This is a genomic window from Deltaproteobacteria bacterium (assembly GCA_016183175.1).
Classification (GTDB): domain Bacteria; phylum UBA10199; class UBA10199; order UBA10199; family SBBF01; genus JACPFC01.
This window is the reverse complement of record JACPFC010000029.1, coordinates 1-12590: the sequence shown is the minus strand read 5'-3', so window position 1 is coordinate 12590 and position 12590 is coordinate 1. Positions and strand designations below refer to the sequence as shown.

Sequence of the window (12590 nt, the reverse complement as noted above, 5' to 3'; positions counted from 1 at the left end):
GTAGGTATTTGTCCTGTTCTGAAAGTAGGCAATAAATTTTTCTGTTTGATGCCGGTGGGTGACGTAGACCTTTGCTTTTCGCATCTGTTCTTCTATCGACACCCCCGGCGTGTAACTTAAGCCCAGGTATGAGGCATCTTGACAAAAGGTGCACCCCCCCTTTGCCCGTTTTCCGTCGATATTGGGGCAAGTCATCCCCGCGGACAGGGTGACGCGAAAAACCCGCTCCCCGAATTTTTGCTTCATTTCGCGGTCGAAGGACCGATACCGAGCCGCCCGGTTTATCATTTTAAGAAATGAATCATCTTGAGAAAAATTTTTGGGAACAAAATCCTCCTACCCTTCTTTTGCCTTCAAATTCAAGGGGTTCCCGGCCAACTCCCCGCTCCCCAAATTGACTCACTGCGTTATTCCTGAACAAAGTTCAATGATTTGTACGTTATATAAAAGGGTAATATTTAACCCTTATAATTTTTTTTAAAAAGTAGTAATATATCTAACTAATTGAAAATAATTGTAAAAAAATAAAATAACGCGTTGGCATATTATTTGCTTATATAAACTAGTTTAAGGGTCCAAAGAAACTATCATTTGGAAGGAGCCGGTGTGAAAAAGGGGATCTGGGTAAAGGGGATTTGCACGTTATTCATCTGGGTTTTGGCGTCGTGCGGCGGCAACGGCGAGAAGTTTTCCAATGACGGAAGTGGAAGTGAAAGCGACGAGGAATTCAGCGGAGAGAGCCTCGAGGGGGGGGCGGTCACCGAGGTGGCGCTGAATGACGAAACGGGATCTGCCGATATCGATTTTAGTGCTGTTACCGACAGCCAGCGGTTTGTTTTGATGATCCATCATTACGACGAATCGGGGCGCACCGACGGCTTTAACCTGGGGAGCATCAATGAAATGGCGGGCGTAGAGAATCTTAAGGGCCTGTCGGCGCTGGTGGATGATTCATCCGGGGACCTGACGGAAGATTTTCACGAATGGCTCCGAAACGAAGAGGCGGGCCTCGACGACGAGGCGAGGCTTGATGATCCTTCCGGCCTTAAGGCCGCTACGGCGCTTGGCGAGCCGGTATTGGGAAGCACACGGAGCTTTAAAGTAATCAATTCCTTTGGAGGGGGCGGGAGCTATACAACCGTCACGGCCGTTTTGCGCTATAAGACGGAAAATTTTTTCCTCTACATCGACGACCGAAACACCGGCGGCCTCTCGGATGACGATCTGGCGGAACTCGCGCAACCTTTCAACGAACTGATCCCCGAAGAAAAGGGGCTTTTTGGCGCTCCGTCGGATGTCAACGGCGATGGACACTTTTCCATCCTGATGACCCAGGTGGTCAACCAGATCGGCGGTTCCAGCGGCGGCATCATCACCGGCTTCAACTACGCCGTGGATCTTTTTTCGGACAGCACCTATCCCCAGTCCAACAAGCAGGAAATTTTCTACACCTTTGTCCCCGATCCCGACGGCAACTTCGGCACGCCGATTTCCAAATCGTTTGCCCTGGGAAACATCCTCCCGGGCGTTCTGCCCCATGAGTTTCAGCACATGATCAATTTCAACATGCATTATTTTGTCAACGACGGCGCGGCCGAGTCTGCCTGGCTTAACGAAGGGGCGGCGCATCTGGCGGAGGATATCTACAGCTTGAACGCCGATAGCTACATGGAGGCGACCGGGATTGAAAATTTCGCCCGGGTCGCCGGCTATTTAAGGGACATTGACGCCATCTGTTTCTCCTGCGGCGCCTCTCTCTACCAGCGGGGCGGCGCCTATCTCTTTATGCGTTACCTCTACGAACAGGCCGAGAAGGGGGATTTACTCGGGGCCGCCTCCGGCGCCGAACTGATTGCGCGTCTTCTGGACACCGATGCCACAGGAGTGGCCAACGTCGTCCGGGCGGCGGTGGGGGAGGATGCGCCCGTAGCGCCCGCTTTTCGAAGGCTGTTGGGGCGGTTTGGTCTGGCCGTTTTCATGAGCGGCACCGGCCTCTCCGCCGATGCACGGTTGGAATTTGAGGGGATCAACCTGCGCGCCTCGCAGGACGACAACCGAGGCACGGTCCTGGACGGACCCGCCGTTCGCGCGCCCGGTTCGTTCCCTATCTCCAGAACCATTGCCGGAGGGTCGATTGCCTACATCGGCCTCAAAGGGGAGGATGTCGGCAGGATTGGAGGAACGCTCAAACTCGAACTCGGCGCCCCCGGAAAGGCAGGGGCCTTTTTGATTCAGACAGGGCTGTAAAAAGCAGGGTTTAGGGGCTAGGGTCTGGGGCTTAGGGTTTTTTAAAGCAGTTACCCTAGACCCAAGTGGCTAGACCCTAAACCCTGGAATAAGAGACTCTTGCCGCCTGTGAATAATTTGGTTATACAGTGTTGACCCTCATTGTAGAGGGTTTTTTTATGCCTTCAAAAACCACAGTCCGTTTTATCTCTCTCGGATGCCCCAAGAACCTCGTCGATTCGGAGGTCATGGCGGGGCAGTTCATCAACGAACGTTTTACCGTTGTCCCTTCCGATTCTGCAAGCGATGTGGCGGTGGTGAACACCTGCGGTTTTATCGAGGCCGCCAAACAGGAATCGATCGACACCCTTCTTGCAATCGCCGGGGAAAAGAAAAAAGGGAATCTGAAACTCCTTGTGGCCGCGGGTTGCCTGACCCAGCGTTACAGCAAAGAACTCCCCGCGCTTCTCCCGGAGGTGGATGCCTTTATCGGCACCGGCGATTTTTCGCGTCTGGCGCTTGTCATCCACAACAAGCTGGGAGGAGATAGAAAACGGAATTTTGTCGAATATCCCAAAGACCTTCCCGCGGCGGTAACGCCGAGGGTCTATGCCACGCCGGCCTACAGCCGGTATGTGAAAATCGCGGAGGGGTGCTCTCATTCCTGTTCCTTCTGCATTATCCCCAAAATGCGCGGGCCTTTAAACAGTCGCCCTCTGGACGACGTGGTCGAAGAAATCCGCCGCGGATGCGACGAAGGGGTGAGGGAATTCAATCTCATCTCCCAGGATTTAAATGAATACGGCCGCGACCGCCGGCCAGCCCCAATGGGGTCAGTGGCCGGAGCCGGAGGCCAGGCCGGAGCCATAGAGGGGACGAGTCTTTTCAGTCTCCTCACAAAAATTGCCGATCTTCCGGGCGATTTCTGGGTCCGTCTTCTCTATATGTATCCCCTCCAGTTTCCCGACCGGCTCATCGAGCTGATACGGGACCATCCGCACCTGTGCAAATACGTGGACATCCCGCTCCAGCACATCGATGACGCTATCCTCAAGTCGATGCGCCGGGGTTCTTCGTCACGGTATATTTATCGTCTCATCAACCGCCTCAAGGAAAAAATCCCCGGCATTATCTTGAGGACCACATTTATCACCGGCTATCCCGGCGAGTCGGACGGGGCGTTTGAAAAACTGGTTCAATTTGTCAAAGAGACGGAGTTTGACCGTCTGGGGGTGTTTGCCTATTCGGATGAAGAAGGGACGCCGGCGTTTGATCTTAAGGCCCAAGTGCCGAAAAAAATCAGGGAAGAGCGACGCGATTATCTTATGGAGGTCCAGCAGAAAATTTCGCTGAAAAAAAACCGGGCGTATGTTGGCCGGACCTTGAGGGCTCTTTATGAAGGGCCGTCGGATCAGAATGAATATCCGGGGAGCGGGCGTTTTTACGGACAGGCCCCGGAAATAGACGGTGAAATTCTCACCCGGAAAAGAAAGGCGGCGCCCGGCGATTTTGTTGATGTAAAAATTACCGATGCCTTTGAATACGACCTTTTGGGGGAAATTGTAAATTCATGAGGCACAACCGGCTTGCGCTTTTTGTCTTTTTTGTCCTTCTTTTTTTCCTGAATACCTTTCTGGTCTTCAAGACAACCGGACTGACGGAATTCGATCAATGGCTTTACGAATCGTTCAAGGTGTTCAAAACCCCCGGCTGGCTCCTTTTTGGCCGGGGCGTCACCTTTTTGGGCGACGCCGCAACGCTGTACGGTCTGGGAGGCATCGTTATTGCGTGGTTGTGCCTTAAGCGGCGGTTTAAGGCGGCGGCCGGATATTTTGTCTCTTTGGCCGTTGCCTTCCCGTTGAACGCCCTCTTGAAAATTTATTTTGGCCGACCCCGGCCGGTCGGCTACGATCCGGAATATCTGCTCAAAACTTATGCCTATCCCAGCGGGCATGCGTTCGATGCTCTGGTTTTTTGTTTTTTGACTCTGATCATTCTTTCCCGTCGGGAGCCCTCAAAAACAAACAAGATGGCCCTCATCCCGTTGACCATCCTTGTTCTGGCTATTGGATTGTCCCGCCTCACCCTGGGAGTGCACTGGCTGTCGGATGTGACGGGAGGCTTTTTTCTGGGAGCGGCGTGGATTGCCTTAAATCTGGCTTTAGTCGGGTCTCGGCGGGGGATTGACGATCAAGCCATTTTTTGAGCCTTAAGGGGAAAACCGTCAACCAAAACACCATCAGGCATGACGCGGCGGCCACCCCCGGAAGATGGATAAATCCGAAGAAGGCCAAGCTCAAAAGCATCGCATGGGTCAACAGGGCGGCAGTGACCGATGCGGTGATGGTTGACGCCACTTTTTGCGCATAGGTCAGAAGGGTTGTCAGACCTGAAAATTTTTCCCCCAGAAAAGAAACGGGGGCGGAGGCCACGCGCCGGGTTCCCGCGCCGATGATCATGCCGACATCGGCCTGCGCCAGAGCCGGCCCTTCGTTGCGCGGCGATCCGACAAGGCCGACGATTTTTCCCCCCCACTGCTGTTTTTTTATCTTGCTGATTTTTTCTTCCGGAAGGCAACGGTCGTAAATCTGATGGAGCCCGTGGGCATAGGTCAATTGGGCGATGGCCTCCCCCTGATCGCCGGTGATCATGATCGGCTTGATGCCCTGTTTGGAAAGACTATCCAGCATCGGTTTGACATCGGTGCGGAAGGCGTCGGCAAAGCTGATGAGTCCCTTGGCCTGCCCGTCCCAGCCGCAGACCAGCGCCGTTTCTCCCATCATCTCCCTCTCTTCCACCCCCTCGCGCATGGCGCGCGAGATCTGCAGTTGGAACCGTTTCAGAAACCGGATGTTCCCCACACAGACAAAATGGGCCTTTCCTCCCGCCTCCCGGATCGTGCCGCAAAGGCCAAGTCCTGGATGGCTCTGGAAATTCTCGACCGGATATTTGGGGATTTCAAGATGCCACGGGTGCGTTTTCATTCCCGCCGCCAGTGGATGGGTGGACATCGCCTCAAGAGAAAAAATGGCGGAGAGGAGCGTTTCCTGATTGATCCCCTGTTCCAACAACGTTTGAGAAAATACGAATTCCCCCTTTGTCAGGGTTCCCGTTTTTTCGAAAAAGATGGCCTTCATCCGGGACAAGAGAAAGAAGAAAGAACAATCTCGTAACAGAATGCCCTTTCGGACGGTGGCATCCAGGGCGGTAAAAAGGATCTTTGGCATGACCATCAACGTGACTGTGGCGGGGAGGGCCGCAATGACCAGCAGAAAGACCAATCTTAAGGCGGCAATTTCGGGCTTTAGGGTCAGAAAGGCAAAGAGTCCTCCCGTTGAAACAACCGTCAGGCCGAAGAGGATAACCGCCTGGTAGCGCCTGATTGCCCTGGAGTAACCGGCGATGGCCCCTTCCACCAGCCGGATCAGTTGTTCGAGGAAGCCGTCACATGTTGTTTGTTCGGCCTGAATGGTGATGGCCCCGTCCTGATTTAATGAACCTCCGGTGACCCATTCCCCTTTTGCCTTCAGAACAGGGAGGGGATCGCCGGTGAACATCGACTCGTCCGTCCGGGTGGTTCCCGCCACAACCTCTCCGTCGCAGGAGATTGTCTCGCCGGGCATGACCCGGATTAAATCCCCTTTTTTAATCTGGGCGGCGTCGATTTCGACAATCTGCTGTCCCTTGACAAGGCGGGCCCTTGACGCCCGGAGGTTTTTTAAGTGTGCGACAATCATAGTTGGGGCCCTTTCGGCCTAACCATTTTTTACAGGTCTAATTGACTTTCCCGTATTGCTCAAGTAATTTCCCCCAAAATGTCAATCGCTGTTCTCCTTCTTGCCGCCGGGGCCGGGACCCGGATGAAGTCGGAAGTTCCCAAGGTTCTTCATCCGGTGGGGGGAAAACCGCTTATCTCTTATCCGCTCGACCTCTGCAGGCGATTGCGCGTCACACCCATTGTTCTGGTCATCGGCAAAAAGAATGGGGCGGTCCGCAAGGGGGTTTCCGACCTCGGCCCTGGGCGCGTCACCTTTGCCGTTCAGGATTCTCCCCTGGGGACGGCCCATGCGGTGCAGATGGGGTTGAAGGCCCTGAAAAACTTTAACGGAGATGTCTTGATCCTTTGCGGCGACATGCCGCTTCTCAAAAAATCGACGCTGGAAAATCTTATCCGGACGCACCGCGAAAAAAACGCCGTATTGACCTTTGTCACCGCTGTTCTGCCCGATCCTTTCGGTTATGGACGGGTCCTTCGCACTTCACGGGGCGAGCCGTGCGCCATTGTCGAGGAGAAAGATGCCGATGAAGATCAGCGAAAAATCGCGGAAATCAATACAGGCGTCTATCTGATCAACGGTCCTTTTCTCAAGGAGAAATTAAAACAGATCGAAAACAAAAATATCAAAAGGGAATATTATCTCACCGATCTTGTCGGTCTGGCTTTTCACGAGCAGAAAACTCTCGCCACCGTAACGGTTGCCGATCCGGCGGATGGGCTGGGGGTTAATACGCAGGAGGACCTGACATGCGTCAGCAGGTGGATCAACCGCGAACGAGTCAAGTTGTTGATGGCCGAGGGCGTCCGATTTTCCGGTTTCGAAAATGTGGTTATCGATGCCGGTGTTCGCATCGGGGCGGGGACGCTCGTTGAGGCCCCTGTTTCTCTTCGGGGAAAAACGGTCATCGGCAAACATTGCCTTGTTGAACCGGGATCGATGATCAAAGATTCGGTCCTGGACGATTTCGTCACCATCAAGGCCTCGTCTTACATCGAAAAAAGCCGGATCGAAAAGGGGGCGACGATCGGCCCTTTTGCGCACTTGAGGTCGAAGGCCCGGATCGGCCCTGGCGCCAAAGTCGGCAATTTTGTGGAGGTCAAAAAATCCAAAATCGGCAAAGGCTCCAAGGCCAATCATCTATCCTACATCGGCGATGCCTTGATCGGCAAAGGGGTAAACGTCGGTGCCGGCACCATCACCTGCAACTACGACGGCTTCAATAAATACAAAACCGTTCTCGAAGACGACGTTTTTGTCGGGAGCGACACCCAGTTTGTCGCCCCTGTCCGCATTGGCCGTGGGGCCGTTATCGGCGCCGGCTCCACCATCACCAAAAACGTCAAACCGCGTAGTCTGGCCCTCACACGTCCCCCCCAAGTGGAGATCAAAAACTGGGCAAAAAAACAGAGGAAAAAGAAAAAATAGTGTGATAGGATAAAACATTGGGGTGGCTCTTGAAGTATGCAAGGGGCCAAAATCACTGCAGTTTCTCTGTTTTTTTCGGTCTGGTTTTCTTCCCTTTTCGTCCGGGCCGAGGGGGTAAGTCCTAAACTCATCATCAACATCCCCGCCCGCCAGGTTTCCTTATATAATGAGGATCAACTCATTGATCGTTTCCCGATTGCCGTCGGGTCTCCGGTTTACAAAACCCCGATCGGTCCGAGAAATCTCACGATGATTGTCTGGAACCCCTGGTGGTTTCCCCCTCCCAGCCCCTGGGCCAAGGGGGCAAAGCCGGAACCGCCGGGGCCTCAAAATCCTCTCGGCGTGGTCAAGATGGACATGGGGGAGGCGATTTTTTTGCATGGCACCAACAACGAATCATCCATCGGCCGACCGGCCTCGCACGGTTGCATGCGGATGAAAAACGCTGACGCCCGAAATCTGGCCTGGTGGCTACAAACGCATCTCACCGAAAAAACCAATCCGATATTGCTGGATGAATACGGTAAAAAACGGGGACAGAGTTATACGGTCAAACTTCCCTCTCCTGTCCCGGTTGAAATTGAGTATGATGTCCTCAAAATCACCGGCGATACGGTTGCGGCGCATCCCGATTTTTACGGCAGAGCAGGAGAGCGGGAAAAGGCGGTGGAGACGCTTCTTGAGACAAAGGGGTTGAATCTTCAGCAGGTCTATGAGGCGGCCTACGAAAAGCTGATCAGGACCTCGGAAGTCCGGTCCGTTGAAGTACCCCTTAAAGAGTTGTTCCCCGGCACTCTCACTTCATGTTATGCCCCGATTCCCGATCCGGTGGATGAGGCGTGGAGGGCCAAAAAACATTTGCCCGAGCCAATGCTGTATTCAAATCTCCCCCCGAATTTTACTTTCCTTTTCTAGCTCCATTCAATATTAAAAGATAAGTGAAGGATCGGGCTTGCCCCGTCCTGAACGCGGGGTTTGGGCCCATTTGAGGCCCGATAAAAAATAAAATAAATACGAGTAGTTTCCTTAAAGGGCCGAAAGGGCCCCAAATCTTATGTGCGGGATCGTCGGCTACATCGGCTATCGCGAAGTAACCCCTGTTCTTCTCGAGGGCTTGAAAAGGCTCGAATACCGCGGCTACGATTCGGCGGGAATTGCCGTGGTCAATGACCACCACGTGTCGATCCGCCGGGCTGAGGGGAAACTGTCGCAGTTGGTGGCCCGCATTGGGCAACAAACGCCTCCGGGCCATGCAGGAATCGGCCACACGCGCTGGGCCACGCACGGAAAACCCTCGGAGAAAAACGCCCATCCCCACCAGGCGGGGCGGGTTGTCCTGGTGCACAACGGCATTGTCGAAAATTATCATTCCCTGAAAGAAGAGCTGACCGCCGCAGGCGTCCGCCTCAAGTCCGAAACCGACACCGAGATCATCTGTCATGTCATCAACCGCCATCTGAAAAAAAATGTCCCCTTCTTTCCGGCCTTTCAAAAGGCGTTGTCCGAGCTGGAGGGGACCTATGCCCTCGCCGTTCTGGATTTGGAGGAGCCGGACAAGGTCTACGCCGCCAAAAAGGGTTCGCCTCTGGTGGTGGGGCTTGGGGAAAACGAAAACTTTGTCGCCTCCGATATCCCCGCGGTTCTCCCCTATACCAAAAAGGTGGTTTTTCTCGAAGACGATGAAATGGCGGTGCTGACCGGCCGAAGTGTTTCAGTGCTGGGGAAAAATGGAAAAGAAATAAAAAAGTCAGCCAAAGAAATCCAGTGGAGCGCCGAGATGGCCGAAAAAGGGGGATACAAGCATTTCATGCTGAAGGAAATCTTTGAACAGCCGCGCGCCGTCGGGGATACGCTGATCGGTCGTGTCCTTAAGGGGAGTGAAAAAATAAATCTGGGCGTTATCGATCCGGTTCTTGGAAAGGGGAAATTTCCTTTCTTCAACCGTTTTTACCTTGTCGCCTGCGGGACCAGCTGGCATGCGGCGATGGCGGGAAAATATTTCATCGAGGCGATCGCCAAAATTCCGGTCAGTGTCGACACCGCCAGCGAGTTCCGCTACCGCGAGCCGTTTATCGACCGCAAAACGCTTCTTCTGGTCATCTCACAGTCGGGGGAGACGGCCGATACGCTCGCCTGCGCGCAGGAGGCGCGCAGGAAGGGGGCAAAGGTCATCTCGATCTGCAACGCCATCGATTCCGGCATCCCGCGTGCCGCTCATGCCACCCTTTACACGAACGCGGGGCCCGAAATCGGCGTGGCCTCCACGAAGGCCTTTACCACCCAGTTGACCCTTCTTTTGATGCTGTCGCTCTATCTGGGAAAGAAAAACGGATGGCTGAAACCTTCCTATATCAAAAGGGCGGTCAACCAGCTGATCCGCCTTCCTTATCTGATGGAGAAGGTGCTGGGGCACAGCGATGGAATCGCCGCCATCGCCGGAAAATTTTATCGGCATCGTGATTTTTATTTCATTGCCCGGGGGGTTCATCACCCCATCGCCCTCGAAGGGGCCCTCAAGCTTAAGGAAATCTCCTACATTCATGCCGAGGGATATTCGGCCGGCGAGATGAAGCATGGTCCCATCGCGCTTATCGAGCCGGGCGCCCCCGTGGTGGCCCTGGCTCCCCAGGATCGTGTCTGCGAAAAGATGATTTCGAATATCGAGGAGGTGCAGGCGCGCGGGGCTCGCGTTATTGCCATTGCCACCGAGGGGGACCTCCGGTTCGAAAAGAAATGCGACTCGGTTTTTTATGTTCCCAAATCGGAATGGTACCTTACACCGATTCTGGCGAGTCTCCCTTTGCAGTTGTTGGCGTATTACGTGGCTGATCTGAAAGGAACCGATGTGGATCAGCCGAGAAATTTGGCGAAGAGCGTCACAGTCGAATGAATGTAGGGGCGGGGCTTGCCCCGCCCAATCAGGGCGTAGCAAGTAGCGCCCGTACAATAATGTTATCCCAATTAAACCCCAAACAGCGCGAAGCGGTTCTCCACACCGAAGGCCCGCTCTTGGTCTTGGCCGGGGCCGGTTCCGGAAAGACACGGGTTCTTGCCTATCGGATGGCCTGGCTTCTCCGTAAAAAGAATATCCGGCCGTGGAATCTTTTTGCCGTCACCTTCACCAACAAGGCGGCCGGTGAAATGAAGGGACGCGTCGAAAAACTTTTGGGAGGGGTGGCGCAGGACATATGGGTTTCCACATTTCACTCCGCCTGTCTCCGAATCCTTCGCCGTCACGCGGAAGCGCTGGGATACGGCAGAGATTTTACGATCTACGACGACCGTGACCAGTTGACGCTGATCACCCGATGCCTCGAGGAGTTAAACATCAATCCCCAGCGGGCAAACCCCAAGGCGGTCGCCCACCGGATCAATCAGGCAAAGCATAACGCCCTTTTGGCTGATGACATCAAGCCGGCTGAAGTGAATCCGTTTGAAACACGCGTCGCCTCCGTTTACGGGCATTATCAGCAAAAACTCCTTGCCAATCAGGCGATGGATTTCGGCGATCTGCTTTTGAACGTTGTGCTTCTCTTCAGAAAAAATCCCGAAATCCTGGTCCAATATCAAAATCAGTTCGCCTATGTCATGGTGGACGAATATCAGGACACCAACCGGGCGCAATACGAGCTGATTCGCCTGCTTGCGGGGAAACACAAAAATCTTTGCGTCGTCGGCGACGACGATCAGTCGATTTACAAATTCCGCGGCGCCGAGATTAAAAATATCCTCGATTTTCAGAAAGACTATCCCGAGGCGCGGGTGATCCGCCTCGAGCAAAACTACCGTTCCACCGGATTTATCCTGAAAGCGGCCTCGGCGGTTGTGGCCAACAACCGGGGGCGGCTGGGGAAGACATTGTGGACGGAAAACGGGGCAGGGGAGAGGCTGACACTCTTTGAAGGGCTCACCGAAACCGATGAGGCAGTTTTTACGGCGGATCAAATCGACGCACTGCGGGGGCGGTATCGTCTGGCCGACATGGCTGTTTTCTATCGCACCAATGCCCAGTCGCGGCCGTTCGAAGACGAACTGCGGCGGCGGGATATTCCCTATGCGATCATCGGCGGCACCAAATTCTACGACCGGCAGGAGATCAGGGACATGGTCGCCTATGTCAAATTGCTGGTAAATCCCGCCGATTCCATCAGCCTGAAGCGGATTATCAACGTTCCGGCGCGCGGGATCGGGAAGACGACGGTGGAGAAATTGGAAAAGATTGCGGGTCAGCAAGGATCTTCGTTGTGGGACGTGATTGTAGGGGCGGGGTCTCCCCGCCCGGGCGAGGGAACCTCGCCCCTACAGCCATCCATCATTTCCAAATTGAATCCCTTTATAACTCTCATTCAAACGCTCAAAAATGATTTACAACAAATGTTACTCGTAGATTTCATGACGCACCTCTATGAGAAGACCGGCTACTGGAAGATGCTTCAGGATGAAAAGACGATAGAGGCGGAGGGGAGGATGGAGAATCTTGAAGAACTGGTGAATGTCGTTGAGGAATATTGCCAACGGGAAGAATCTCCGACGCTCGAAGGGTTTCTCGATCAGGCCGCTCTTGTCTCCGATGCCGACGATCTCAATCCGGAGGCAGACCGGCTTCCCCTCATGACATTTCATCTTGCCAAGGGGCTGGAATTTCCGGTGGTCTTCATGGTGGGAATGGAGGAGGGGCTTTTTCCCCACAGCCGGTCGCTCGATGCGGAAAAGGATGTCGAGGAGGAGCGGCGCCTCTGCTATGTGGGGATGACCCGGGCGCGGGAAAAACTTTTTTTGAGTTTTGTCAACTATCGCCGCCTCTTCGGGTCGAGCCAATATGCCATCCCCTCGCGTTTTCTGGACGAGATCCCCGAGGATCTGCTGGAGAAGATTTCGCAGAAAAAAATCGCCGGTTCGATGGAGGATGAAGAAGAAAGTTCAATCGATTACGATTTCGATCAGCGCCCCGCCTGCGAGGTCGAAGCCTCTTCGGCGCGGCGAAGGCCCGCCTCGGAAATTATCGAACGGACACGGCGTTACGATGTCGGGGAGCGGTGCTCAAATCCCCCCTTGCCCCCCTTTTTCAAAGGGGGGAACCCCTCTGTGTCGTGTCGCTCACTCCCGGCATCGCTCGACGCCAGGGCGCCAAAAACTGCCGCGCCCAACGCGACCGCCTGC

Annotated in this window: 8 protein-coding genes; 6 read left to right on the top strand and 2 right to left on the bottom strand. The window is 54.2% G+C overall.

What is annotated here, in order from left to right; genetic code table 11:
- Positions 1-246: TIGR01212 family radical SAM protein (locus HYU99_03770; protein MBI2339474.1), on the bottom strand; the 246-nt coding region annotated here is incomplete at its 3' end.
- 360 nt (positions 247-606) lie between these two features.
- Here HYU99_03770 and HYU99_03765 point away from each other — a divergent pair.
- On the top strand, positions 607-2247 hold the full coding sequence (locus tag HYU99_03765; protein ID MBI2339473.1) for a hypothetical protein: 1641 nt from the start codon (positions 607-609) through the stop codon (positions 2245-2247).
- A 158-nt stretch (positions 2248-2405) separates the two neighbouring features.
- Positions 2406-3800: a 30S ribosomal protein S12 methylthiotransferase RimO gene (rimO, locus tag HYU99_03760; protein ID MBI2339472.1), complete on the top strand. Its 1395-nt coding sequence runs from the start codon at positions 2406-2408 to the stop codon at positions 3798-3800.
- A 507-nt stretch (positions 3801-4307) separates the two neighbouring features.
- On the opposite strand, the gene HYU99_03755 is transcribed toward rimO, so the two are convergent.
- Complete coding sequence (locus HYU99_03755; GenBank protein ID MBI2339471.1) at positions 4308-5963, bottom strand: HAD-IC family P-type ATPase; 1656 nt, start codon at positions 5961-5963, stop codon at positions 4308-4310.
- A gap of 78 nt (positions 5964-6041) precedes the next feature.
- On the opposite strand from HYU99_03755, the gene glmU reads away from it, so the two are divergent.
- The 4 genes from glmU to HYU99_03735 all read left to right on the top strand — a co-directional run.
- Positions 6042-7430 (top strand): bifunctional UDP-N-acetylglucosamine diphosphorylase/glucosamine-1-phosphate N-acetyltransferase GlmU, encoded by a 1389-nt coding sequence (gene glmU, locus HYU99_03750; GenBank protein MBI2339470.1) that lies wholly within the window; start codon positions 6042-6044, stop codon positions 7428-7430.
- Positions 7431-7466: 36 nt separating this feature from the next.
- Positions 7467-8345: a L,D-transpeptidase family protein gene (locus HYU99_03745; protein MBI2339469.1), complete on the top strand. Its 879-nt coding sequence runs from the start codon at positions 7467-7469 to the stop codon at positions 8343-8345.
- A gap of 139 nt (positions 8346-8484) precedes the next feature.
- Positions 8485-10320, top strand: coding sequence for a glutamine--fructose-6-phosphate transaminase (isomerizing) (gene glmS, locus HYU99_03740; protein MBI2339468.1), 1836 nt, complete (start codon positions 8485-8487; stop codon positions 10318-10320).
- A 59-nt stretch (positions 10321-10379) separates the two neighbouring features.
- Positions 10380-12590: UvrD-helicase domain-containing protein (locus HYU99_03735; GenBank protein MBI2339467.1), on the top strand; the 2211-nt coding region annotated here is incomplete at its 3' end.

Bases quoted from the DNA above. Each gene is read 5' to 3' on its own strand.
- HYU99_03745 (MBI2339469.1), top strand. From the start codon at position 7,467: ATGCAAGGGGCCAAAATCACTGCAGTTTCTCTGTTTTTTTCGGTCTGG.
- glmS (MBI2339468.1), top strand. From the start codon at position 8,485: ATGTGCGGGATCGTCGGCTACATCGGCTATCGCGAAGTAACCCCTGTT.
- rimO (MBI2339472.1), top strand. From the start codon at position 2,406: ATGCCTTCAAAAACCACAGTCCGTTTTATCTCTCTCGGATGCCCCAAG.
- HYU99_03755 (MBI2339471.1), bottom strand. From the start codon at position 5,963: ATGATTGTCGCACACTTAAAAAACCTCCGGGCGTCAAGGGCCCGCCTT.
- glmU (MBI2339470.1), top strand. From the start codon at position 6,042: ATGTCAATCGCTGTTCTCCTTCTTGCCGCCGGGGCCGGGACCCGGATG.